The organism is Aeromonas sp. SE22, assembly GCF_038739755.1.
Taxonomy (GTDB): Bacteria; Pseudomonadota; Gammaproteobacteria; order Enterobacterales; family Aeromonadaceae; genus Aeromonas; species Aeromonas jandaei.
This window is the reverse complement of record NZ_JBCGFD010000001.1, coordinates 784,754-809,873: the sequence shown is the minus strand read 5'-3', so window position 1 is coordinate 809,873 and position 25,120 is coordinate 784,754. Positions and strand designations below refer to the sequence as shown.

Sequence of the window (25,120 nt, the reverse complement as noted above, 5' to 3'; positions counted from 1 at the left end):
CCCGGTCAATAAGGAGTCACTATGATCGGGGCTGAACCCGTCATCGAAAAGCGCCGCTGGCTATCGCCAGTCTGGCTGTTACCACTCATCGCCCTGCTGCTGGCTGGCGGCTTTCTCTATCAACAGATAGCGAGCCGCGGCCAGCTTATCCAAATTAACTTCGCTCAGGGTAACGGCATCTTGCCGGGCAAGACCCAGATCCGTTATCAGGGGGTTGCCATCGGGGTAGTGCAGGAGCTGGAGCTGGCCGAGGATGGTCACCGCATCGCGGTGCTGGCCAAGATTGACAGCCGTGCCCGCCCGCTAATTCGCAAGGGATCCGACTTCTGGCTGGTAAGCCCCAAGGCATCGCTGACCGAGATCTCCGGTCTCGATACCCTGGTCTCCGGTAACTACATCAACTTGCAACCGGGGCGCGAGAGCAACCCGCTGCAGGAGAAGTTTGATGCCCTCGACGGCCCTCCCCCCGGCTATCAGGCGCAAGGGCGGATGCTGCATCTGACCGCCGATTCGCTGGGCTCGGTCGGCATCGGTGCCAAGCTCTATTTTCGCGGTATCGAAGTGGGTAGCGTTATCAATACCCGCTTGGGTCAGGACAACCAGAACGTCATTCTGGATCTGGTGATCGAGCCTCGTTTTGAACATCTGGTCAAAACCGATACCCGCTTCTGGAACATCAGTGGCATCAAGGGCTCTTTCAGTCTGGCTGGCGTCAGCGTTGAGGCTGGCAGCCTCACTTCCATTCTGAGCGGCGGCATCGCCTTTGACTCCCCCAAAGCGTCTCCCGAGTCGGAGAAAGGACAAACCTTCGTCCTCTACAAGGGGCTGGCAGAAGCGGCGCGCGGCAAGCGCATCGATATCGTGGCGGGCGATCTGCCCATCAAGGAGGGGATGCCCATTCTCTTCGAAGGAATCGAGATTGGTCGCGTTGATCCCATCCATCTCACCGACAAGGGGCGGGTGGTGACGGCACTGATCAATCCGGAGCAGGCATATCGCATCACCGACAAGAGTCAGCTGGTATGGGAGAGCGTTTCTCTCTCCCCGACCGGCGTGAAGAATGCCGATCGGCTGCTCTCCGGCCCAGCCATTCGCCTTGACTATGTGGCAGGCCAAGAAGTGGCCAAGATGGCGCTGACCGATCGGGCGCCACAAGATGGCATCAAGGTGACGCTGCAAGCGGACGATCTAGCCGGTCTTAATCAGGATGCCCCCATCTGGTACAAGGGGCTGCAGGTTGGTCGCATCAGCCAGCTCGATCTCGATGGGCGCGGCAATGCCAGCGTGGCCCTGCAGATCCAGCCCGCTTACGCCCATCTGTTGAACCGTGCCCGTTTCTATCGCGCTGCGCCGCTGCAAATAGATGCCGATCTGAGCGGTATCAAGGTAGAGGCCAGTCCGGCCAGTGCCTGGTTGAGCGGTGGCATCAAGCTGGTGCAGGCGAGCAGCGGCGAGCGGATCAACCGCCTCTACCCCAATCAGGAGCTGGCGTTGCTCGGTACCCGTGATGCCAAGCCCCAGCGCTGGTTGCTCAAGGCGGATCAGGCGGACGGCATCGGCATCGGCTCTCCGGTGCTCTATCTGGGGTTGGAAGCGGGCAAGGTGAAACAGCTGCGCGCCGCCAAAGAGGGAGTGGAGATAGAGCTCGAGATTGACGGCATCTATGCCCCTCTCCTCGCCCGCCAGCCACAATTCTGGAAAAAACCGGCTATCGACACCCGGGTACGGGTCGATGGTGTGCAGGTAAAAGTTGGCAATCTTGGTACCCTGCTGCGCGGTGCCATCGAGTTCGACTATCTGGCCAATGGCCGCAACAGCCATCAATTGTTTGATTCCAAGGAGCAAGCCAAGGCGAAGGTGCGCCAGCTGTCACTGGTGGCAGAGAGTAATCCTGGGCTCGGGATTGGCAGCCCGATCCGCTATCGCGGGGTGGATATCGGCAAAATTGAAGAGATCGAGCTGGAGCCGACCTTGGGTCAGGTGATCTTCAAGGCAGAGCTGGATGGTCAGTACGCCGAGCGTTTCCTGCAATCTGGCGCGCGCTTTACCCTGGTGCAAGCCAAGCTTGGTCTGGGTGGTGTGGCCCATCTCGATACCCTGATCAAGGGGGCCTTTGTCGAGGCCGAGCCCGGTAAAGGGGCTGGTCGAAGCAGCTTCCCCCTGAGCCAGAGCGGCCCTGCGGGTTTGGCCCTCACCCTGAAAAGCCCGTCGGTGAATGGCCTCTCTGTTGGCAGCCCGCTGCTGTTTCGCAAGATGGTGGTCGGCAGCGTTACCAAGGTAACACTGGCCCGCGATGGCAGCGAGGTGGTGATCGACGTCAATGTAGAGCAGGAGTATGCCCATCTGGTGCGCGCCAACTCTCGCTTCTGGAATGTCTCCGGTGTCAAGGCGGACATTGGCCTGACCGGTGGCACTATCGAGGTCGAGACGGTGCAGAGCCTGCTTGCCGGCGGCATTGCCTTCAATACGCCGGAAAAAGAGATGGGGCCGACCGTCAAGGCCGGGCACAGCTATTCCCTCTACGGCAAGGCCGAGAAAGAGTGGCAGGAGTGGAGTCCCCGCATCAAACCCTGAGCCCTCCCCTCACGTAGCTATCCAAGCCCGGCCTAATGCCGGGCTTGTTCATTTTTACCTGCTGCACTTTAAGAATATTCCTAGCCCTGTGATAAGATGTCGCCCCTCTTTTTCGGTCAACGAGACGGCACAGTGCACGACAATACTTATCTACCCGATCACTTTTTGCGCCATATAGCGGCCATCATGCCTGCTCATCTCTCCATGGATGAGTTCGTTGCAAGTTGCCGGCGACCGCTGCGCCGCAGTATCCGGGTCAACACGCTCAAAATTGCCGTCTCTGACTTCGTTGAAAAGATGCAGCCACAAGGCTGGCAGTTCGATCCCGTGCCCTGGTGCGAGACCGGCTTCTGGCTGAGCCGCACTGATGAGAGCGTGCCACTAGGCAACACGGCCGAGCATTTGAGCGGCCTCTTTTACATTCAGGAAGCAAGCTCCATGCTGCCGGTGACGGCACTCTTTGCCAGCGACAAGATCAAAGCGGACGGCATGTTGCTGGATGCAGCGGCGGCCCCCGGCTCCAAGACTACCCAGATCGCTGCCCTGATGAACAATCAGGGGATGCTGGTTGCCAACGAGTTTTCCAGCAGTCGGCTCAAGGTATTGAGCGCCAATATTCAGCGCTGCGGGGTGACCAATGTGGGGATGACTCACTTTGATGCCAAGGTGTTTGGGCAGTGGCTGCCGGAGACCTTCGACGCCATCCTGCTTGATGCCCCCTGCTCCGGTGAAGGTACCGTGCGAAAGGATGAAGATGCGCTGCGCAACTGGAGCATCGAGAGCATGAACGAGATTGCGGCGGTGCAGCAGGGGCTGCTGGAGAGTGCTTTCCATGCCTTGAAACCGGGTGGCGTACTGGTCTACTCCACCTGCACGCTCAGTTTGCAGGAGAACCAGGAGGTCTGTCAGTCACTGCTGGAGAAGTTTGGCGATGCCTTGAGTTTTGACTCGCTGGCCGACCTGTTCCCCCATGCAGAACAGGCCTGCACATCCGAAGGATACCTGCACGTTTGGCCCCAGATCTTCGACAGTGAAGGCTTTTTCGTCGCCAGATTGCGCAAGCACCACTCAGTGCCCAACACCATGTTCAAACCGGGCAAGCTCGGCAAGTTCCCCTTCCTGCCATTGGCAGCGAAAGAGTCTGAGCCTATGCTGCGCGAAATTGAAGCCAATTTTGGTGTGGCGCCACAAGGTCAACTGTTTGGCCGCAATGACGAGATCTGGCTATTTCCTCATCTGTTTGAACAGGTTCAGGGCAAGCTGCGCTTCGATCGCATCGGTATCAAGTTGGCCGAGACGTTCAAGAAAGGCTATCGCCTCACCCATGAATGGGCGCTCGCCTATGGCGACAAAGCAAGCAAGGGGGTGGTCGAGCTGGACAGCACCAACGCGCGGGAATTCATGATGGGGCGTGACGTCTGGCCAGAGCAGGATGCTGGCGCTGGCGAGGTGATTGTCCGCTATCAGGGGCATACCCTGGGAATGGGAAAATGGGTGGGCAGTCGGGTCAAGAATGCCCTGCCCCGGGAGCTGGTGCGCGACAACAATCTGTTTGGCTGATTTTAACTGAACGAGGAAAGGTGACTCGATGCTGTTCGAGTCTGCAAAACCCACACTCTGGTTGAAATTTTGTCGGGTTCTTGAAAAGCCTTGAGCCTTGTCTAAGCTTAAGGCAATCCGAACACCAGTTAGCGCACGGCTCTGCAAGGAGCCAATTCCCCTATGCCAGGTACACGGAATTCGTACCTGGCTTTTTTTATCTCTTCTTAGCCAAGTTCATCGTTATTCGACACTCTCTTCCAACAGAGCTATCTCCACTTTCTCTGTGTGAGGTTCGCTCCCCAGCTCATGGTGATAGAGCAGATCGATCGCCTGTTCGATGAGTGATGCCTGGCTATCTTCAAGATGCAAGCCGAGTGCCGCCAACCGTTCGGCATGGCGATTACTGATCCAGCATTGCAACCGGGTATGACTCTCCTGTTTGCGTTTTACATGCTGACGCTGGCGCTTGGCGTTGTTCTGCGAGGCGGTCTCTTTTGCCTCAAGCTCGTTGATTTCCTGGCTCATATGACCTTGCAATAGTTGTTTTTATTACTGGTTATCTCTCACGTTCTCTTCGCATAGTGGTGAAAGATGGGGGCTTCCCCTACCCTGCCAGCTAACTACGAAGCCAACCAAATATACCATCAGATCAATGGGATATCATTTAACATAAAAAATGCAGTGACGCATTTATGCTAAAGCAGTCCATCCAGCGCGTGATCAGAGAATTTATGGGCATCGTCAAAGTACTCTTGCAGGGTGCGCATATCCTTGTGACGGGTAACCTCGATGATCTTGTTCATCGGTTTGCCAGCGGTGACGGCCGAGGTGATAAATCCGCGACGTAAACTGTGGCCACTGACATAGAGGTCATCGATAGCCTGACCGGTGCGCCGCTTGATCATCAGGTTGATACCCTGCGGTCCCAGAGGATCTGGTGTGAGTTGGCCCCAGCGATTCATCCGCCGAAAGAGCGGCCCTTCATTGATCCGGCTCTTCTTGAGCCAGTTGCCAATCGCAGCAACCGGGCAATAGTGCTTGCCGGGGATAAGGGCGATCTCGGTTTCATGGAGTTGATGCTTGCTAGGTTTGAGGCGAAGACGGATCCCCTGCCCCACAAAATCGAGGTCACTCACCTCAATCCTGGCTGCTTCCGAGCGGCGTAAGGCACCACTGAACATCAACAGCAACAGGGTGTGATCGCGAAGTCCCGCCAGATCATTGGTATCGATGCCATCCAGCACCTGGGTCAATGGCTGCAACGTGAGTGCACCCGTTTTGCGCTTGCGGTTATCACCAAGACGGACAATACCGCGCATCATCTCTTTGATTTCAGGGTGTTCGGTCGGCATCGGGTGGATGCCTTTTTGTTTGAAGGCGTAGCGGATCCCGGCGAGCCTTCGTACCAGAGTTGCCGGTTTGCGCGGTTCACCATTACGCAGCTCCCCTCTCCCTTCTTCTTTATTGAGCCATACCCAGTCAGCCAGTACCCCGTCGGCCTGATCTGCCAGAAAGTTCATGATGTCGTGATGGGTCGTTTGCAGTGGATCCAGACCATGCAACTGGCACCAGAAGACAAAAATCCGGGTATCCGCCTGATAGGCATTGAGGGTCGAATCTGCTTTGGCACTGCGCAGGAAGCGGCGAGCACGGCTATTTAGCTGGGCATCAAAGACAGTTTGCAATGACTGATGAGCTGAGCCTGAAATGGATGGATGTGACACGGAAGATCATGATTCATATGAAGTTTAGGAGGATCTTACAGGATCCTTCAGCTGCATCAAGTATCGATAATGAATATTATCGATACTTATGAGTGTCTGTTTAACCCCCAATCAGCATCTCCGTTTTTTCTAAACAGATGTCGTATTCATTTCCGGTGTACAGGTTGGGTAATTAAGCTGATGGCAATACAATGTTGCGATAGTGAGAGATAACGGCTTGGTGAGTTGCGTCTTGTTTTACCGCTATATGCGGGTTACTGAAAGTAAAACGCCCCGTAATACGGGGCGTCGGCCCTTATTTTCGGGCGAGTTTGAACAACTCAAAGAAGTTGCGACTGGTAGCTTCGGCCAGTTCGCTTAGCGTTATTTGGCGCAAGTCGGCAATAAACTGGGCAACGTCGCGCACGAAGGCGGGTTCGTTTTCCCTCCCCCGATGTGGAACCGGGGCAAGATAGGGCGCATCCGTTTCGACCAGCAGTCGATCGAGAGGCAATGCCTTCACCACTTCCTGCAACGCCGAGGCATTCTTGAACGTAGCGATCCCCGAGATGGAGATATAGAACCCCATCTCCATTGCCGCTTCTGCCATCTCGAGAGACTCGGTGAAACAGTGCAACACGCCGCCAACCTGATCCGCCCCCTCTTCGCGCATGATCTGCAAAGTATCTTGCTGGGCATCACGAGTATGAATGATCAGCGGTTTGTTCAGCGCACGGGCAACCCGGATATGTTCACGGAAGGAGGCTTGCTGAACCTCCTTGTTCTCGGGTGAGTAGAAGTAATCGAGACCGGTCTCACCAATGGCCACCACACGTGGGTCGGCAGCTTGCTTGAGCAGCAACTCGGCATCGACACCGGGTTCCTGATTCAGGGGATGCACCCCACAGGAAGCAAACACCTGGGGATAAGGGGCGATGTCCGTCATCATGGTCGGAAATTGTTCTTGCGTCACGCTGACACAGAGAAAGTATCCCACCTCCTGCGCTGCCGCTTTGGCCAGCACATCAGCCATATTGCTCTGTTTGCTGCCATAGCTGAGACGATCGAGGTGACAGTGGGAGTCAACGAGTAACATACAAAACCTTTATTGCTAATGACGTTCTATAACCAGCGACTGAGCCAGTTCATCAGATGAATGGTGGGATTGGATAGCTGTCCGGGCTGACAGGCCACTTTCAGGGCGACCAGTTGCTGCTCGGCATCCAGCAGTTTTTCACTGGAATGCAGCCCGGCAAACTGCTGGCTCAAGGTAGCCAGATCCGGCATCGCCAGTTGATGGTGACCGCATCCCGCCTGAGTTTTCAGGGCATCGCACAAAAAGAGCTGTACCCAATGCAGGCGAACTTGTGTCTCCTGACCGAGCTGGCTGCACAAGGTGGTCGCCTTGAGCGGGGACTTGGCGAGTGCGACCAGATCCTCGAGCAGCTCACGGCGAGCACCATCTTGCAGCTGCTCGATGTAGTCGAGCACCCGCAGCGGCGCCCCCTGACAGATCCGCACCTGAGCCAGAGTTGCCTGATGTCCCTGTTCAGCAAGCCAGCGCACCGTTTCACCCTCACTCGGCAGCTGGCACACATGTTTGTGGCAACGGCTGAGAATGGTCGGCAGCAGACGGGAAACCTGGGAGGCAATGAGGATCAGCAGGCTGTCACCGGCAGGCTCCTCCAGCGTTTTCAGCAGCGCATTGGCTGCCGATTCGGTCATCCGCTCCGCATCAGGAATGATCACCACCTTGCCGCGGCCGAGCTGGGCCGAGCCTTGCAGTCGGTTGCAGATATCACGGATCGCTTCGACCCCGATGGTCTTGCTCTCGCGACTGATGGTGCCGAGATCCGGATGATGGCCTTTGTCAAAGAGCTGGCAAGAGTGGCAATGACCGCATGGCTCTCCGCGATCCGGTTGTTGGCAAAGGTGCAAACGCGCCAACCGTTCAGCCAGCTGCTCCTTGCCAAGACCGGGATCGCCGAGCAGCAACCAGGCATGACCCAGTCTACCGGCCGCCGCCGTCTGGCTCAGTGCCTGCCAGTCGGGGATCAACCAGGGATACATAGGCGTGCATCCAGCGCAGCTTCAATCGCCGCTTTTACCTGATCCGGGGTTTGCCCCGCATCGATCACCACGATGGAATCATCCTTGGCGGCGAGTTCGAGATAACGGGTGCGGGTGCGCTCGAAAAAGCTGAGCTGCTCCAGCTCGATCCGATCCAGCTCGCCACGATGGCGGGCGCGTTGCAGACCGAGTGCGGGATCGATATCGAGATAGAGGGTGAGATCCGGTTTGAAGTTGCCGAGAACCGCCTGCTTGATGGCACCGATAAGAGCAGCATCGATACCACGGCCACCACCCTGATAGGCCTGGGAGGAGAGATCGTGGCGATCCCCCACCACCCAGACACCATCGGCCAGTGCCGGCTTGATGCGGGTCTCCACCAGTTGTACCCGGGAGGCATACATCAGCAGCAGCTCGGCTTCGATGGTGAGGCGCTCGTCATGCACCTCTTTGACGATGGCTCGCATCCGCTCGGCCAGCGGCGTACCGCCCGGCTCGCGGGTACATTCGATCCGCTCGACGCCATGGCGGTGCAGATAGTCGGTGACGTAACGGACGGCAGAGCTCTTCCCTGCCCCTTCCAAACCTTCAATAACGATAAATTTAGACATCAGGATTTCTTCAATATGTATTCGCGAACCGCCCGATTGTGTTCATCGAGGGTCTTGGAGAAGTAGTGAGCACCACCGCCCTTGGCGACAAAATAGAGATAGTCGGTCGACTTGGGGTTGAGTGCCGCTTCGATGGATGCCTTGCCCGGCATGGCAATGGGCGTCGGCGGCAGACCATCGATCACATAGGTGTTGTAGGGGTTCTTGTCGGTCAGATCGCTGCGGTGAATGTTGCCGTCATAGCGATCCTTCACCCCGTAGATCACGGTGGGGTCGGTCTGCAGCTTCATGCCAAGACGCAGACGATTGACGAACACCGAGGCAATTTGTGCCCGCTCTTCAGGCAGACCGGTCTCTTTTTCGATGATCGAGGCCATGATCAGCGCTTCATAGGGGGTCTTGTAAGGCAGATTGGCCTGCCGCTTGTCCCAGTTCTGCTGCAGGAATGTCTCCATGTCCTGGTGAGCGCGGCGCAGAATGGAGAGATCGCTGGCATGGGTGGTATAGGCGTAGGTTTCCGGCAAAAACCACCCCTCCAGCTTGCCATTCTCGATACCCAGTTCCTTGGCCAGATCAGCCTCGGGCAACTCAACCGTGAGCCGTTCCAGATAAGGTGCACTGGATAACTGCTTCAACCAATCCTCAAAGCGGGAACCCTCGACGAAGGTGAGGCTGAAGTGAAACTCCTTGCCCGAAGCAAAGAGCGAGAGGGTGTCCTTGAGCAGGGCCCCCTCCTTGATTTCATAGGTGCCTGACTTGATGGCAACCAGCTCGGGATGACCGCGCAGCCAGAGGCGCACCGCCCACGGACTGGGTTCACCATCACCCAACTCGGCGATCAGGCGAGCGGCATGAGCCCCCTTCTCCACCGTAAAGAGGCGAGTCGGCCCCTTGTTGGTGAGCGTCTCCACCTGCTGCCATTTGTAATGCACATAGCCCCCGGCGACGGCCACAGTCAGTGCCGCCCCCGCGAGCAGGGTGTAAAGCCGATTAAACTTCAATGACCAAACGCTCCTGTAAACGGCGGCTCAATACCGGGGCTGGATACTGTTTATCCTCGATGCCGTTGACCGGCACCACCCCCATCAGGGTATTGGTGAGCCACACCTCTTCCGCCTGCCATAGTGACTCCAACGGAGCCTCTACCACACGCAACTCAATACTCATCTGTTTCAGCATCGCCATGACCTGACGGCGCATGATGCCGTCAACCCCGCAACTGGCCAGATCGGGCGTAAACACCGTCTTGCCCCGACGCCAAAACAGATTGGCACTGACCCCTTCGACCAGCACGCCACGACTGCTGAGCACTACTCCTTCGACTGCACCACGGCTGACAAGTTCGCTCTTGAGCAGCACCTGCTCCAACCGGTTGAGGGTCTTGAGCCCGGCCAGCATGGGGGCATCACCAATGCGCTGGCGGCACACCAGCAAGTTGATCCCCTCGCGTTGCCACTGGGCATACTGGGCAGGAAAAGGCGCCAGCGAAAGAATACGGGTCGTCTGCTGACACTCGCTGCCATCATAACCACGGCCACCCTCCCCCCGAGTCAGCATCACCTTGGCAACACACTGTTGTTCACCGGCAACCAGGGTCTCGAGTTCCCGAGCCAACAATTCCCAGTCCGGTTCACCCATCCCTAGCCGGCTATTGGTCTGTTGCAGTCGAGCCAGATGCGCTGGCCACTGCAATACCTTTCCTTCTCTTACGGCCATAGTGGTGAAATGGCCATCGCCATAGGCCAGACCACGGTCGCGGGCCGAGATGGTATCGAGCTTCAATCCATTGATCAGCAAAGAGATCCCTCCGATAAAAAAGGCCCGATACCGGCAGTATCGGGCCTCTGTCATTGCCCGCAGGCAATTATACGCGTTTGAAGATCAGGGAACCATTGGTACCGCCGAAACCAAACGAGTTGGAGAGGGCGTACTCGAAGTTACCCGGCTTGGCCACATGGGGCACCAGATCCAGATCGCATTCATCATCCGGGTTGTCCAGGTTGATGGTGGGCGGTGCAATCTGATCGCGCAGGGCCAGCACAGTGATGATCGCCTCGATGGCACCGGCAGCACCCAGCAGGTGACCAGTCATCGACTTGGTAGAGCTGACCATCAGTGACTTGGCGTGCTCGCCAAAGACGGCTTTCATGCCGCGCAGTTCGGCCACATCGCCCAGCGGGGTCGAAGTGCCGTGGGCATTGATGTACCCCACCTGCTCGGGTGCAATACCGGCATCCTTGATGGCATTCTTCATGGCGCGAGCGCCACCGTTGCCATCGGCAGGAGGTGCAGTCATGTGATAGGCGTCACCACTCATGCCAAAACCGACCAGTTCGGCGTAGATCTTGGCGCCGCGGGCCTTGGCGTGTTCGTACTCTTCCAGCACCAGTACACCGGCACCGTCACCCAGCACGAAACCGTCGCGATCCTTATCCCATGGACGGCTCGCCTTCTGCGGCTCGTCATTGCGGTTGGAGAGTGCCTTGGCTGCTGCGAAGCCGCCCATCCCCATCGGGGTGGAGGCTTTCTCGGCACCGCCAGCGACCATCACGTCGGCATCGCCGTAAGCGATCATCCGGCCAGCCATACCGATGGCATGGGTACCTGTGGTGCAGGCGGTAGTCACAGCGATGTTCGGACCTTGCAATCCCTTCATGATGGAGAGATGACCGGACACCATATTGATAATGGTGGAGGGCACGAAGAAGGGGCTGATCTTGCGCGGGCCACCGTTGACGAGGCTGTCGTGGTTCTGTTCAATCAGACCCAGACCGCCAATCCCGGAACCGATCGCCACACCGACGCGCTCGGCATTGTCGTCGTTGATGACGAGGCCGGAATCATCCAGTGCCTGCATACCGGCAGCAATACCGTATTGAATGAAGAGATCCATCTTGCGAGCGTCTTTACGGTTGATACCGTACTGCTCGGGATCGAAGTCCTTGACCAGACCTGCAAAACGGGTTGCAAACTCGCTGGCATCGAAATGGTCGATAAGGGAAATGCCGCTCTGCCCGTTGAGCAGGGCTTGCCAGCTGGATTCGGCTGTGTTGCCTACCGGGGAAAGCATCCCCAAGCCGGTCACCACGACTCTGCGTTTTGACACTGAGGTAGTCTCCGAGAGGTGATTTGAAAGGAAACAAATACAAAAGAAGCGGCCCTTGGGCCGCTTCTTTCAGAACAGGAACTTATTCCTGATTAGCGGTGATGTAGTCGATAGCCGCTTGAACAGTGGTGATCTTCTCGGCTTCTTCATCAGGAATTTCGGTATCGAATTCTTCTTCCAGCGCCATTACCAGTTCAACGGTATCCAAAGAGTCAGCGCCCAGGTCGTCGACGAAGGAGGCAGCGTTCTTAACGTCTTCTTCTTTAACACCCAGTTGTTCAATGATGATTTTCTTTACGCGTTCTTCGATGTTGCTCATGACCTGAATTTTCCTTTAAAAATACGCTATTGCGTCTGGTTGGGGTAGTTTATTCAATTGACGTGAGTTTGCAAGTAGCTTGCCGCTGGTCAAACCACGAAATTCGCCAAACTTCGGCGTACTATCGCAAATTTGAACAGAACTCACGACAAATTGATTACACCATGTACATCCCGCCATTAACATGCAGGGTTTCACCGGTGATATAAGCTGCTTCATCGGAAGCCAAGAATACCACAGCGGCGGCAATCTCTTTCGGATCACCCAGACGAGCGGCAGGAACCTGGCTCATGATGCCGGCACGTTGCTCTTCGTTCAGGGCGCGAGTCATGTCGGTTTCGATGAAACCGGGGGCAACCGCGTTGACCGTGATACCACGGGAGGCCACTTCACGCGCCAGCGATTTGGTAAAGCCAACCAGACCCGCCTTGGCGGCAGCATAGTTGACCTGACCGGCATTGCCCATGGTACCAACGACGGAACCGATGCTGATGATGCGACCATTGCGCTTCTTCATCATCGCCCGCAGTACCGGTTTGCTCAGACGGTAGAGCGAGGTCAGGTTGGTATCGATGATCTCGTTCCACTCGTCATCTTTCATCCGCATCAACAGGTTGTCGCGGGTGATACCCGCGTTGTTGATCAGGATGTCGATGTCGCCAAAGCGCGCCTTGATGGCGGCGAAGACGGCTTCGATGGATTCCTGGCTGGTCACGTTCAGTGCCATGCCGCAACCATTCTCGCCCAGATAGGCGCTGATCGCCTCGGCACCGCTCTCGCTGGTCGCCGTACCGACCACTTTCGCGCCACGGGCCGCGAAAGTTTCGGCAATCGCACGGCCGATGCCACGACTGGCACCAGTCACCAACACAACCTTATCGGTAAAGCTCATCACTTGCTCCTGTTTACTTGATCTGGGCCAGCGCCTGCTCGAAAGAGGCGGCATCGTTGGCGTGAATACCTTCCACGCGCTTGTCGATGCGCTTGGCGAGCCCGGTCAACACTTTGCCCGGCCCCATCTCGATTTCGAGGGTAATGCCCTCATTGGCCATCCGCTCGACAGTCTCGGTCCAACGAACCGGGCTGAACAGCTGACGTACCAGCGCTTGCTTGATGGCGGCCGGCTCCTGTTCACAGGATACGTCGACATTATTGATGACCACGATGGCAGGAACCTTGATCTCGATCCCGTCCAGCGCAGCTGCCAGTTTTTCTGCGGCAGGTTTCATCAGCGCACAGTGGGATGGCACAGAGACCGGCAGCGGCAGCGCACGCTTGGCGCCCGACTCTTTCATCAGCACATTGGCACGCTCGACAGCCTCTTTGTGGCCAGCGATAACCACCTGGCCCGGAGAGTTGAAGTTGACCGGAGAAACAACCTGCCCCTCTGCCGCTTTTTCGCAGTTGGCAGCGATGGATTCGTTATCTAGACCGATGATGGCAGCCATGGCACCAGTACCTTCCGGTACCGCTTCCTGCATGGCCAGACCACGCAGCTCGACCAGTTTGACGGCATCGGTAAAGGCCAGAGCACCGCTGCAAACCAGAGCGGAATACTCACCCAGGCTGTGACCAGCCATGACGGAAGGCGTTGCCCCCCCCTGCTGTTGCCACAGACGCCACAGTGCGACAGAAGCCGTCAGCAGTGCGGGCTGGGTACGCCAGGTTTTGTTCAGCTCTTCGGCCGGACCGTTCATTACTAGGGCAAACAGGTCATAACCCAGCACCTGGCTCGCCTCGGCGAAGGTCTCCTTGATCACGGCATGTTGCTCGGCCAGCTCGGCCAGCATGCCCACGGTTTGGGAGCCTTGTCCCGGGAAGGCAATGGCAAATTGGGTCATCATTGATTCCTTTTAGATAAGCAAAAATGAAATCGTTGCGGGATGACAGCACTCGCTCATCCCGCTTTGGATCAGAGGCGAACCAGCGCCGAGCCCCAGGCAAAACCACCGCCGAAGGCTTCAAGCAGGACCAGCTGGCCCGGTTTGATCCGGCCATCCCGCACCCCTTCATCGAAGGCGATCGGTACGGACGCAGCAGAGGTGTTGCCGTGCTTGTCGAGGGTCAACACCACTTTGTCGAGGCCCATACCGAGCTTCTTGGCAGTGGCGCTGATGATGCGGAAGTTGGCTTGATGAGGCACCAGCCAGTCCAGCTCGCTCGGCTCGAGACCGGCAGCTGCCAGCGTCTCGGTCACGATCTCGCTCAGACGGGTGACCGCCACTTTGAACACATCGTTGCCTTTCATGTACATGTAGGCTTCGAGTTCGGCGCCCGGCATACCGCGACGGGGTTGCGGCAGTTTGAGCAGATCGCCATAACGGCCATCGGCATGCAGATGAGTGGAGAGAATGCCCGGTGTTTCGCTGGCGCCAATCACCACGGCACCGGCCCCATCACCAAAAATAATGATAGTGCCGCGATCTTCCGGATCGCACATGCGCGACAACACATCGGCCCCGACAACCAGCACATGGCGGGCAGCGCCGGATTTGACGAACTGATCGGCAATGGAGAGTGCGTAGGTAAAACCGGCACAGGCTGCCGCCACGTCAAAGGCAGGGATCCCCTGCACACCCAGTAGCCCTTGCAGTTCGCAAGCAGCTGCCGGGAAGGCGTTTTCTGCGCTGGTGGTGGCCAGCACAATCATATCGAGATCGGCCGCGGTCAGGCCTGCGGCATCTAGGGCCCGCAGGGCGGCCTGGTAAGAGAGAGTTACAACTGTTTCATCAGCGCCAGCAATACGGCGCTCACGGATCCCAGTGCGTTCCACGATCCACTCGTCACTGGTCTCAACCATTTGCTCGAGATCGGCGTTGGTACGCACTGAACTTGGCAGATAGCTGCCAGTACCCAGAATTTTGCTATGCATAGAGTTTTTATAGGTCCCTGTCGGAAAAGACAGCTTCAAGGCGATCTGCTATTTGCAGTGGAAGTTGATGTTTGGCCTCTTGTGCGGCCAGCAGGATCGCATTACACAGGGCGCGCCGCTCGGCTCGCCCATGACTTTTTACCACAATGCCGCGCAATCCTAACAGACTTGCCCCGTTATACTGGTCGGGGTTCAGGTATGAAAAACGCCGTTTGAACATAAAACCGGCGATCCGACCAAGAAAAGTGCGCTTCTTGCGGGGATATCCCGCCAGCTGAGCCATCATCCGCACTACCCCCTCGGCCGTTTTGAGGGCGACATTGCCAACAAAACCGTCGCAGACGATCACATCGCACTCGCCGCTGAAGATGCGATCCCCTTCAATGAAACCGACATAGTTGAGCGCGTTGCACTGGCGCAACAATTCGGCACTGTGACGTACCAGATCATTGCCCTTGATCTCCTCCTCGCCGATGTTGAGCAAGGCAACTCGAGGAGAAGCGATGCCTTCGACTTTCTCGGCCACCACGGAGCCCATCACCGCAAATTGAAGCAAGGTATCCGCATCGCAACTGACGTTGGCGCCGAGATCCAGCATCACGGTGCGCTTGCCGCTCAACGTCGGCAGTGCCTTGATGAGTGCCGGCCGATCGACCCCGGGCAGAGATTTGAGCACGCACTTGGCCATCGCCATCAACGCACCGGTATTGCCGGCACTCACGCAGGCATCGGCCTCACCGGCTTTCACCAGATTGAGTACCACCCGCATGGAGGAATCTTTCAGAGTACGCAGCGCCACGATCGGTTTATCGCCCATGCCAACCACCTGGGATGCATGTACGAAACGAACGCGGGGATGATTCAGCAAGCCATGTTGCTGCAGCAGAGAGGAGGTCTGATGTTGGTCACCGACCAGGATCAGTTTTAGCTGGGGTAAAAGAGACAGTGCCTGCACGGCGGCAGGCACTGTTTCCGAGGGGCCAATATCTCCCCCCATGATGTCTAGCGCGACAGTTTGCGTAGACAAAGGCAATCCTTAAGCGATTACCTTTTTACCGCGGTAGAAACCATCGGCAGTCACGTGGTGACGACGATGGATTTCGCCACTGGTCTGATCAACAGTCAGGGCAGCGGTGGTCAGCGCATCGTGGGAACGACGCATGCCACGCTTGGCACGGGTTTTACGGTTCTGTTGTACGGCCATTGTAGGCTAACTCCTAAATTCACTTACGTTTAAGCTCTTCAAGAACTGCAAAGGGATTCGGCCGCTCATCAGCAGGTTCGATTTCACCCCAAGTCATCTCCATGTTACCGCGGGGACACACATCCAGAGAATGCATGGCTACCTGAGGCAACGAGAGGATAAGTTCATCCTCCAGGATTTGATGAAGGTCCATCTCGCCGTTTTCGTCCAACTCAATGGGCTCATAAGCTTCCGGCAGTTCTTCCTCGTTTGTTCTTTCGAACAGCGGAGTGTAGATAAATTCAGCTTCACAGAGATGCTCGAAAGTTTCTCCGCAACGTTGGCAAACCAGGTCGACCTTGGCATGGGCAGTGCCTTTCATAACGGTCAACTTCTGGACATCTTTGCCAAAGTGCAGTGATACCTCGATATCACTCCGCAAGCCAGCGGTTGATTCCTCCAGCCTGGGCATCTGCGACTTTTCCACTATCCCGACATAATCGAGCAGCTTCAAGGCACTACGGACTGGATCAACCTTAACGGGCAACTTCACCTTTTGCATAGGGCGCGAATAATATAGGTCCAACAACTGATAGTCAAAGGAAAAAGTCCTTACCGCCGATGATTTTAACGCCACAAGTCCCTAGAATGCCGGTACTTGCTTTCATCGGTATTCGGATTATGCCACAGAATCTTATCCTCGCCTCAACTTCTCGCTATCGCAAAGCCCTGCTGGAGAAGCTTGGCCTCCCCTTTGAATGTGCGGCTCCCGACGTAGACGAACGACCACTGGCAGATGAATCCGCTCAGGAGCTGGTGGCCCGACTTGCCCGGGCAAAGGCCCAGGCCATTGCAAATAGTCGTGATCACGGGCTGATCATCGGGTCTGATCAGGTGTGTGTCTGCAATGGCCGCATCCTCGGCAAACCGGGCACCATAGATAATGCCATAGCACAGCTGATGGCGGCCCAGGGTCGCAGCGTCACCTTTTACACCGGCTTGTGCGTACTTAACGCTGCAACCAATGAGATTCATCAATTGATTGAACCGTTTACGGTTCACTTTCGCGATCTCGACGAAGCCGCCATTCGCCGCTATGTAGAGGCTGAACTGCCCCTCGATTGTGCTGGCAGTTTCAAATGCGAAGGGATGGGGATCGTGCTGTTCAAGGGGCTGGAAGGGCGCGATCCTAACGCATTGATCGGTCTGCCGCTGATCGGCCTGATCGAGCTGCTGGAGCGCCACGGCATCGCCCTGCCCTGATGGTGGGCGAATGGATGAGCTAGAAGATATATAAAAGGCCCGGTCAATTGACCGGGCCTTTTATCAATCAGATTGATGTCACTCAAGAAGTGAGACGTTTACAACAACGTGCGAAGAGCCGTCATAGAGTCAACCACTGCCACTGGCTCGTAACGACTGAGGGCCTCGCTGCTATCCACCCCCCAGGTGACGCCAATGCGCGGCATGGCGATTGCCTCGGCCATCGCCATATCGTGAACAGAGTCGCCAATCATTACGGCCTGCCTAGGTGAAAGCCCCAGTTCAGCCAGGATCTGCTCAAGCATCAGCGGATCAGGCTTGGATCGAGCCTCATCGACGCCACGACTGGTCACAAACAACGGGCGCAGCCCGGTCTCATCCAATACCCGATCCAGCCCACGGCGTGATTTACCGGTCGCGACGGCCAGTTGCAGGCCCCGTGACCGCCAGTCATGCAGCAGCTCCCCTGCCCCGGCAAACAATGAACTGGGGGTGGTGTCGTGCAGATAGTGATGACGATAACGATCGATGAGTGTGGCAATCTGGCGCTCATCAATGGCGGTGCCACTGTCGCTACACAAAGGGAACAGGCGGGACATGGCAACATCAAGGCTCAATCCGATGATCTGCCGGATCTGGGCTGGTGCAGGTACCGCCAGCTCACAATCTCTGGCGGCCCCCTGCACACAGGCAACAATCCGGCCCACCGAATCCATCAGGGTACCGTCGCAATCGAAAATGGCGAGCCGGATATCCTGCATCAGCGTGACAAGCCGTTGAGGAAGTTGTCGAGTTCAGGTGCCAGCGGCGCTTCGACCTGCATCTCGCGACCATCGGCCGGATGGGTGAAGCTGAGCTTCCAGGCATGCAAAAAGAGCCGTTTCAGCCCTTGGCTGCGCATTTTCTCGTCAAACGCCGCTTCACCATACTTATCATCACACGCAATCGGGTGACCGGCATGCAGGGTGTGCACCCGGATCTGGTGAGTACGACCGGTGATAGGGCTGCACTCGACCAGGGTCGCTTCGGCAAATTGACGCACGATACGGAACCGGGTTTCCGATGGCTTGCCATCGGCGCTTACCCGCACTACCCGCTCGCCAGACTGCAGGTCGTTTTTGCGCAGAGGTGCATTGACCACCTTGACGTGAGCCTGCCATTTGCCGCGAACCAGCGCCAGATACTGCTTGCGCATGGTCTTGACGCGCAACTGCTCATGCAGGCTGCGCAGGGCACTGCGCTTCTTGGCAACCAGCAATACACCAGAGGTGTCGCGATCCAGTCGATGAACAAGCTCGAGGAAACGAGCTTCCGGACGCAGGGCACGCAACCCCTCGATAACGCCAAAGCTCAGACCGCTGCCACCGTGTACAGCCATGCCGGAAGGCTTGTTAAGCACGATCATGGCATCGTCTTCGAACAGGATCTGGCTCTCCAGACGCTGGATAACCCCGAGGTTGGCGGATGGCAGCTCATTTTTTTCAGCAACGCGCACGGGAGGAACCCGCACCTCGTCACCTGCGCAGAGTTTGTACTCCGGTTTGATGCGCTTTTTGTTTACTCGCACTTCACCTTTGCGAAGGATGCGATAGATCAGGCTCTTGGGGACGCCCTTTAGCTGAGTCTTGAGAAAATTGTCGATGCGCTGCCCGTCATGCTCAGCTTCGATGGTAAGCAGCTGCACTTGTTGATGTATCTGTGTCATGGCGCGGATTTTACCACTGCCAGCGCCCCTTGGCTGCTGGTTTGTTGAAAAATGGCGCCTTGCTATAAAAGAGGTTTAAATGGGATAATAAACAAGGTTTTGTCATTGTGTTCAAGCCTTGTACTAAGTGGCCAAAAAGTATGCCACCCAATCCCGATACACCGTGTCTAGAAGAACATGACGGTTCCCGGGTGCGAGGTACAACGCATGGAGAACACAAACATCACCGTTTATTTGTCTCCATTTCGGCATCCTTATTCATCTCTTCTCGAGAAAAGATGACCAGAGCGCCCTTAGTTTGCGCCTCATGCATACCCCAACCGGGAGGTTGCCCCAGTATGCTGAAGACCCGAGGCCGGCGCTGGCAGGACCCAGATGGAGGAAATCAAAATGACACAATAATGAGAACTCAATGAAAAGAATGCTTATCAACGCAACTCAAGAAGAAGAGTTGCGCGTAGCGCTGGTTGACGGACAACAGCTCTACGATTTGGATATTGAAAGTCCGGGACACGAGCAGAAGAAAGCGAACATTTACAAGGGTAAGATCACCCGCGTAGAACCCAGCCTTGAAGCTGCTTTTGTCGACTACGGCGCCGAGCGCCACGGTTTCCTGCCGTTGAAGGAGATCGCCCGCAATTACTTCCCCTCCGGTTACTCCTATCAGGGTCGTCCCAACATCAAAGAAGTGGTCCGCGAAGGTCAGGAAGTTATCGTCCAGATCGACAAGGAAGAGCGTGGCACCAAGGGTGCAGCCCTCACCACCTTTATCAGCCTGGCAGGTAGCTACCTGGTACTGATGCCCAACAACCCCCGTGCCGGTGGTATCTCCCGCCGCATCGAGGGTGATGAGCGGACTGAACTGAAAGAAGCCCTGAGTGGGTTGACCGTGCCGGAAGGCATGGGCCTGATCGTGCGCACCGCCGGTGTGGGCAAGTCGCCAGAAGAGCTGGAGTGGGATCTGAACGTCCTGCTCAATCACTGGGACTCCATCCACAAGGCCTCCCAAGAGCGCGCGGCACCGGTGCTTATCCACCAGGAAAGCAACGTCATCGTGCGTGCCATCCGTGACTATCTGCGTCGCGATGTGGGCGAGATCCTGATCGACAATCCGGTGATTTTCGAACGTGCCAAGGCCCATATCGAGCTGGTACGTCCCGATTTCCTCAACCGTGTGAAGCTGTACAAGGGTGAAGTTGCCCTGTTCAATCACTTCCAGATTGAGAGCCAGATCGAATCAGCCTTCCAGCGTGAAGTGCGCCTCCCCTCCGGTGGCAGCATCGTTATCGATCCGACCGAAGCACTGACCTCCATCGATATCAACTCCTCCCGCGCCACCAAGGGCGGCGATATCGAAGAGACTGCGCTGCAAACCAACCTGGAAGCGGCCGATGAAATTGCCCGCCAATTGCGTCTGCGCGACCTGGGTGGCCTGATCGTAATCGACTTCATCGACATGACCCCGGTTCGCCATCAGCGCGAAGTGGAAAACCGTCTGCGTGAAGCGGTTCATCAGGATCGTGCCCGCATCCAGCTGGGCCGGATCTCCCGTTTCGGTCTGCTGGAGATGTCTCGCCAGCGTCTGCGTCCCTCCCTCAACGAGTCCAGCAGCCACATCTGCCCCCGTTGCCAGGGTCAAGGCGTGATCCGTGACAACGAATCCCTCGCCCTGTCCATCCTGCGTCTCATCGAAGAAGAGGCCATGAAGGACAACACCGAGCAGGTTCACGGTCAGGTGCCGGTGGATGTTGCAGCCTATCTGCTTAACGAGAAGCGTGCTGCCATCGCTAGTCTGGAACAGCGAAATGATGTGCGTGTTTACATCATTCCGAACCAGCATCTGGAAACCCCGCACTACGAAGTGACCCGCATTCGTCAGAACGAGATCCCGGAAGCGGCCAGCTATGAGCTGAAAACCGAGATTGCCAAGCCGGTCTACCAACCGAAGCAAGCTCAGGTGATCGAGCGTGAACAACCGCTGCTGCAAGGCTTTGCCCAGCCGACTCAACCCGCGCCAGTTGCAGCACAGCAGCAGACAGCCCCGGCCGTTGCCGCTGCACCTGCCGAAGCAGGTTTCTTCAGCAAGCTGATCAAAGGCATTACCGGCCTGTTCAGCAGCGATGCAGCCCCTGCCGAAGTAAAAGCTCCGGCTGATAAACCGGCTGCTCGTGAAGCACGCAAGGAAGAGGGTCAGCGTCATCAGCGCGAAGAAGGTCGTGGCCGTGGTCAGCGTCCTCGTCGTGACGACAACCGTGGCAACCGTAACAATGCGGAAGCTGGCGAGAAACGTGAAAATGGCAACCGCGAAGGTGGTGAAAACCGCAATCGTCGTCCTCGTAAAGAGCGTGAGCCCCGTCAGGAACGTGAAGTTCGCACTGAACAGCGGATAGAACGTGAACCACGTGAACCACGCGAAGCGCGTCAAGAACGTGAGCCCCGTGCTCCGCGCCCTGCTCGTGAGCCACGCGCTCCCCGTGAGCCTCGTGCCGAGGTTGTCGTGGACGCGGTGGAAACCGTTGATGCCATCGAACCACGTCAGGAAAAAGAGCAGAAAGTGGCTGAGCGCCGCGAACGTCGCCAGCTGCGCAAGCAGATCCGCGTTGATGTTGCTGCGAGCGACACCCCTGCCCTGCCTGTCGTAGAAGAGGTTCAGGTTGCAGCCGTTGAGACTGGCGACCAGGATGAGCAGGCCGAAGGTCAGCGCCGTTCCCGCCGTACTCCGCGCAGCCAGCGCATCGAAGGCCAACGTCGCAAGCGTATTAATGAAGAAGCACGTAGCCAGCGTGATGAAGAGCAACAAGCCGAGCCTACTCTGACTACCGCCGCCCAGGCCGATATCGCCAAAGCGCAGGTTGAAGAGCCGGTAGTGCCAGTTGTTACCATCCCGAGCGCTGAAGCTGTCGCGGCAGCCCTGCAAGCTTCTGCTGCACTGACCGAACACGTGGTTGTCGAAGCTGTTGCTGAGGAGTCTGCTGAACAGGCTCATGCGGTACAGACCGAAGTGGCCGCAATATCTGTTGTTGACACCGTAGAAGTGGAAGCCCCTGCTGTCGCAGTAGTTGAAGCTACTCCGGTTGAGCTTGCACAAGCTGAGCAACCTGCTGAAGTTGTTGCCGAAGCCCCGGTAGCCGCTGTTGAAGCAGTTGAGGTCACCGAAGCAGTAACTACTGCACCTGTTGCTGAAGAGCCGGTAAAAGTTGTAGCTGAGGAGACTCCCGTAGCCGTAACCAAGCAGGTTAAGCACGGTGCCGGTCTGTTGGCCCGAGCTCGCAAGGCATCTGCGCCAATGGCAACCCCTGCCGAAGCTCCTGCCCTGCCCGCTCGTGAACCGGTGGACTATCCGCCTCTGGTTCGTGGCGAAGTGGTTAGCTCTGGCCGTCACGGTGGTAGCACCGCAGCAGTCAATGTAGCTTCCTGCCCGGCAGGTCGTCCTTAATAGTTCCTGTTGTTGGAACAAGCAAAGAGCCACACAATGTGTGGCTCTTTTTTATGGGTGACATTCACCTAGTTATCAGTTGCCAATGCGTCTGTGTAATACCGATATCGGAGACCATTTGGCTGAGGGCAAGATCGTCATTGAGCCACGGCCCGGTGTAGAACGGATCTGTGACGTCCTAGGTTTATTCCCTGAAAACTAAAGACTTCCTAAGTTTTTTACCTGAATTCTATTTATTCGAAATGTGGTCACAAAGGTTTAAGTTACAAACTAGTTTGTTGGCATATGAAGCTCATCCGTCATGCGCCCAATAGTACATCTCTCGTTCCAGTTCCGATTCATTTTTGCTGAGTCGTTGGTTGCACCTTGAACTGTAAATGTGATTTAGATATCAGGAATCTATCCACTATCCAGATGAAGTCCGCTCCATATAAAACCACAATCCGACTTACATCTGGAATGGCGTTATAGATTGAGTCAAAACTTATTATCAGGTTCACAACACAGCAAATACTGCATCATGTAATCGTATATTTTGTAGCGATAACTTTCTGATTGAAGGTACAGTTATCCCTCTACATGTACTAACCAAATAACCCAGGTTCCTGTTAATAGAAATCCCTGATGCTGATTGGAGAACACTTGGCTACGGCGCTCTTGCTCATGTCTATGGGTGAAATACTATCATTGACCGGGTATCGCAGGATAACGCGAGCTGCGATAAACACCGATCAGGGTTGTATCTAAAAAACAACAAGCCACACTGTGTGGCTTTTGCTTGTACCAAGAACGAGATATCCCTCCCCCACCCTACTTGTTAGTCGTCGCTCTTCATAATATCAATCTGAATTAGCAGGATGCTGCAGGCTCTAATCGATAGGAAAAAAGGGGGATGGAACTCATGTCGAAATAAAAAAGGGCCCGAAGGCCCTTTGGTATATAAACGCTTGAAGACATTATGCGAACAGATGATGGCTGATGATAAAAAGACCACCAGAGAGCAACATGGTCAGCGGCAGGGTAAGCACCCAGGCCATCAGGATGGTCTTGATGGTCTGGCTTTGCAGGCCTGACTTGTTGGCCACCATGGTACCCGCCACCGCAGAGGAGAGAATGTGGGTGGTCGATACTGGCATACCAGTCAGACTGGCAATACCGATGGAGCTGGCCGCCGTGATTTGGGCTGCAATCCCCTGGCTATAGGTCATACCGGTAGAACCGATTTTCTCACCAACGGTGTGCACGATACGACGCCAGCCCACCATGGTGCCGCAACCCAGCGCCATCGCGATGGAGACGATCACCCAGGTCGGAGCGTATTCGGCTGTCGCAGTCAGATCCTTGCGCCATTTGGCCAGATCGGTCAGCTCCTTGGCCGGCAGAGAGAGTTTGGAAACCTTGCGTGCGGTGTCATCGATACAGAGCAGCAGACGACGCACTTCACGGCGATCGGTCAGGCTCATCTCTTCATAGGTACGTACAGCACCAAGACGCGAATCCAGAGTGTTCATCGCCTGCAGCACGCTGTCTGCGGAACAGTGAGTCATCAGTTCTTCTTGCACAGCAGAGGCTGAGTTGAAGTTGATAACACCACTCACAGCATCCTGATTGCGCTTGTAGATTTCCATGATGCGCTGGTTGGCATCCTGGGTGCGATCCAGATCGTAAGAGCGGCTATTCATGTCCAGCGCGAAGTAGGCTGGCGCCATGCAGATGAGTACCAGCATGACCAGACCGATACCCTTCTGGCCATCGTTGGAGCCGTGCACAAAGCTCACACCCATCGCAGAAGCAACCAGAGTGAGGCGAGCCCAGAATGGCGGGTGCTTCTTGCCATCAACAAGTTGACGCTCTTCCGGGGTCTTGTGGATCTTGTTGCTGGTCCAGATGCGTTTCATCACCAGCAACAGCAACGCTGCCACGATGAAACCGATGGTGGGAGAGATGATCAGGGAGAGCATGATGTCGATCGCCTTGCTCACATTGATCCCCTCGGTCACCGGCTTGTGACTAATCCAGGCATAGGCACCGCCTACCCCCAGAATGGAACCGATCAAGGTATGTGAGCTGGAGGCCGGGATCCCGAAGAACCAGGTACCCAGATTCCACACGATGGCGGAAAAGAGCAGCGAGAAGACCATGATCAACCCTTGGGTGGAGTCCATCCCAAGCAGCAGGTCGATGGGCAGCAGATGGACGATGGCATAAGCCACACCCAGACCACCAAACATGACACCGAAAAAGTTGAAGATCCCTGATGCAACAACCGCCAGGTGAGCGGGCATCGCTTTGGTGTAGATAACCGTTGCTACCGCGTTGGCGGTATCGTGAAAGCCATTGATGAATTCATAGGCAAGCACAAAAAAAACGGCCAATACCAAACCGATTGACCACCACAAACCCAAACCACTAAACATTTCAAACATAAAAAAAAGCCTGTTTATGAGTTGCGGCGGATTATGCCAGATGGCGGCCAACACCATAGCTATCTATGAAATATTTCAGCCATAAAAAAAAAGAGCTTTTTGGTAAAAAATATCTTACGGCCAGTCGCCATGCGGCTTGCCAGAGATTAATTAAAGCGAGCAGTTGTTGCCTTTAAACAACAAAGTTGCTGACAATTCAGCCAACAAACGTCATTTTCAGCCCTCTTTTTCACCCCCATCAGGCATAAAAAAGCATAAAAATATCGTTTGCCAACCATTCTCATCCGACCAGCAAGGAGCCATCCGTATC

General features: G+C 56.1%; 22 protein-coding genes and 1 pseudogene. 5 read left to right on the top strand and 18 right to left on the bottom strand.

Features of this window, described 5'->3' with window-relative positions:
- Positions 1-21 precede the first annotated feature (21 nt).
- Together AAHA39_RS03480 and rsmF are read left to right on the top strand one after the other, a co-directional pair.
- Positions 22-2,574, top strand: a complete 2,553-nt coding sequence (locus AAHA39_RS03480; RefSeq protein ID WP_320654831.1) for an MlaD family protein — start codon at positions 22-24, stop codon at positions 2,572-2,574.
- A 132-nt stretch (positions 2,575-2,706) separates the two neighbouring features.
- The gene (rsmF, locus tag AAHA39_RS03475) at positions 2,707-4,134 is read left to right on the top strand and encodes a 16S rRNA (cytosine(1407)-C(5))-methyltransferase RsmF (protein WP_320654833.1); all 1,428 of its coding nucleotides are present in this window, start codon (positions 2,707-2,709) and stop codon (positions 4,132-4,134) included.
- Between the two features lie 222 nt (positions 4,135-4,356).
- On the opposite strand, the gene AAHA39_RS03470 is transcribed toward rsmF, so the two are convergent.
- From AAHA39_RS03470 to yceD, 15 genes are all read right to left on the bottom strand, one after another.
- Complete coding sequence (locus AAHA39_RS03470) at positions 4,357-4,641, bottom strand: hypothetical protein (protein ID WP_104014800.1); 285 nt, start codon at positions 4,639-4,641, stop codon at positions 4,357-4,359.
- A gap of 170 nt (positions 4,642-4,811) precedes the next feature.
- Positions 4,812-5,840: a site-specific integrase gene (locus AAHA39_RS03465; protein ID WP_407707123.1), complete on the bottom strand. Its 1,029-nt coding sequence runs from the start codon at positions 5,838-5,840 to the stop codon at positions 4,812-4,814.
- A gap of 295 nt (positions 5,841-6,135) precedes the next feature.
- Positions 6,136-6,915, bottom strand: a complete 780-nt coding sequence (locus AAHA39_RS03460) for a TatD family hydrolase (protein ID WP_320654836.1) — start codon at positions 6,913-6,915, stop codon at positions 6,136-6,138.
- 26 nt (positions 6,916-6,941) lie between these two features.
- On the bottom strand, positions 6,942-7,889 hold the full coding sequence (holB, locus tag AAHA39_RS03455) for a DNA polymerase III subunit delta' (protein WP_320654838.1): 948 nt from the start codon (positions 7,887-7,889) through the stop codon (positions 6,942-6,944).
- Positions 7,874-8,500 carry a dTMP kinase gene (gene tmk, locus AAHA39_RS03450; protein WP_041207732.1) on the bottom strand — a complete coding sequence of 209 codons (627 nt, stop codon included), beginning with the start codon at positions 8,498-8,500 and terminating at the stop codon, positions 7,874-7,876. Before tmk ends, holB begins: the two co-directional genes overlap by 16 nt.
- Complete coding sequence (gene mltG, locus AAHA39_RS03445) at positions 8,500-9,501, bottom strand: endolytic transglycosylase MltG (RefSeq protein ID WP_320654841.1); 1,002 nt, start codon at positions 9,499-9,501, stop codon at positions 8,500-8,502. Before mltG ends, tmk begins: the two co-directional genes overlap by 1 nt.
- Positions 9,491-10,297: an aminodeoxychorismate lyase gene (gene pabC, locus AAHA39_RS03440; protein WP_320654842.1), complete on the bottom strand. Its 807-nt coding sequence runs from the start codon at positions 10,295-10,297 to the stop codon at positions 9,491-9,493. The genes mltG and pabC overlap by 11 nt, the downstream gene beginning before the upstream one ends.
- A gap of 67 nt (positions 10,298-10,364) precedes the next feature.
- The gene (gene fabF, locus AAHA39_RS03435; RefSeq protein ID WP_041207727.1) at positions 10,365-11,606 is read right to left on the bottom strand and encodes a beta-ketoacyl-ACP synthase II; all 1,242 of its coding nucleotides are present in this window, start codon (positions 11,604-11,606) and stop codon (positions 10,365-10,367) included.
- Positions 11,607-11,688: 82 nt separating this feature from the next.
- Entirely contained in the window at positions 11,689-11,925 is a 237-nt protein-coding gene (gene acpP / locus AAHA39_RS03430) for an acyl carrier protein (protein ID WP_005300909.1), read from the bottom strand.
- Positions 11,926-12,082: 157 nt separating this feature from the next.
- A complete protein-coding gene (gene fabG / locus AAHA39_RS03425) occupies positions 12,083-12,817 on the bottom strand; it encodes a 3-oxoacyl-ACP reductase FabG (RefSeq protein WP_104014793.1) in 735 nt (244 codons plus the stop codon).
- 13 nt (positions 12,818-12,830) lie between these two features.
- Positions 12,831-13,766, bottom strand: coding sequence for an ACP S-malonyltransferase (fabD, locus tag AAHA39_RS03420; protein ID WP_320655068.1), 936 nt, complete (start codon positions 13,764-13,766; stop codon positions 12,831-12,833).
- Between the two features lie 71 nt (positions 13,767-13,837).
- Positions 13,838-14,797: a beta-ketoacyl-ACP synthase III gene (locus AAHA39_RS03415; protein WP_320654844.1), complete on the bottom strand. Its 960-nt coding sequence runs from the start codon at positions 14,795-14,797 to the stop codon at positions 13,838-13,840.
- 7 nt (positions 14,798-14,804) lie between these two features.
- The gene (gene plsX / locus AAHA39_RS03410; RefSeq protein WP_041207723.1) at positions 14,805-15,824 is read right to left on the bottom strand and encodes a phosphate acyltransferase PlsX; all 1,020 of its coding nucleotides are present in this window, start codon (positions 15,822-15,824) and stop codon (positions 14,805-14,807) included.
- Positions 15,825-15,833: 9 nt separating this feature from the next.
- The gene (gene rpmF / locus AAHA39_RS03405) at positions 15,834-16,001 is read right to left on the bottom strand and encodes a 50S ribosomal protein L32 (RefSeq protein WP_005300935.1); all 168 of its coding nucleotides are present in this window, start codon (positions 15,999-16,001) and stop codon (positions 15,834-15,836) included.
- A gap of 19 nt (positions 16,002-16,020) precedes the next feature.
- Positions 16,021-16,542 (bottom strand): 23S rRNA accumulation protein YceD, encoded by a 522-nt coding sequence (gene yceD, locus AAHA39_RS03400; RefSeq protein ID WP_069526885.1) that lies wholly within the window; start codon positions 16,540-16,542, stop codon positions 16,021-16,023.
- Positions 16,543-16,661: 119 nt separating this feature from the next.
- Here yceD and AAHA39_RS03395 point away from each other — a divergent pair, with 119 nt between their 5' ends.
- Positions 16,662-17,243 carry a Maf family protein gene (locus tag AAHA39_RS03395; RefSeq protein ID WP_255933808.1) on the top strand — a complete coding sequence of 194 codons (582 nt, stop codon included), beginning with the start codon at positions 16,662-16,664 and terminating at the stop codon, positions 17,241-17,243.
- Positions 17,244-17,341: 98 nt separating this feature from the next.
- On the opposite strand, the gene AAHA39_RS03390 is transcribed toward AAHA39_RS03395, so the two are convergent.
- Both AAHA39_RS03390 and rluC read right to left on the bottom strand, forming a co-directional pair.
- Positions 17,342-18,004 carry an HAD-IA family hydrolase gene (locus AAHA39_RS03390; protein WP_320654851.1) on the bottom strand — a complete coding sequence of 221 codons (663 nt, stop codon included), beginning with the start codon at positions 18,002-18,004 and terminating at the stop codon, positions 17,342-17,344.
- Positions 18,004-18,948: a 23S rRNA pseudouridine(955/2504/2580) synthase RluC gene (rluC, locus tag AAHA39_RS03385; protein ID WP_219277885.1), complete on the bottom strand. Its 945-nt coding sequence runs from the start codon at positions 18,946-18,948 to the stop codon at positions 18,004-18,006. The genes AAHA39_RS03390 and rluC overlap by 1 nt, the downstream gene beginning before the upstream one ends.
- A gap of 412 nt (positions 18,949-19,360) precedes the next feature.
- Here rluC and rne point away from each other — a divergent pair, with 412 nt between their 5' ends.
- Together rne and AAHA39_RS03375 are read left to right on the top strand one after the other, a co-directional pair.
- Complete coding sequence (gene rne, locus AAHA39_RS03380) at positions 19,361-22,384, top strand: ribonuclease E (protein ID WP_320654856.1); 3,024 nt, start codon at positions 19,361-19,363, stop codon at positions 22,382-22,384.
- Positions 22,385-22,469: 85 nt separating this feature from the next.
- Positions 22,470-22,562: pseudogene (locus AAHA39_RS03375) on the top strand (dCTP deaminase); the annotation flags it as partial.
- 778 nt (positions 22,563-23,340) lie between these two features.
- Here AAHA39_RS03375 and AAHA39_RS03370 read toward each other — a convergent pair.
- Positions 23,341-24,810, bottom strand: coding sequence for an inorganic phosphate transporter (locus AAHA39_RS03370; protein ID WP_320654858.1), 1,470 nt, complete (start codon positions 24,808-24,810; stop codon positions 23,341-23,343).
- Positions 24,811-25,120 lie beyond the last annotated feature (310 nt).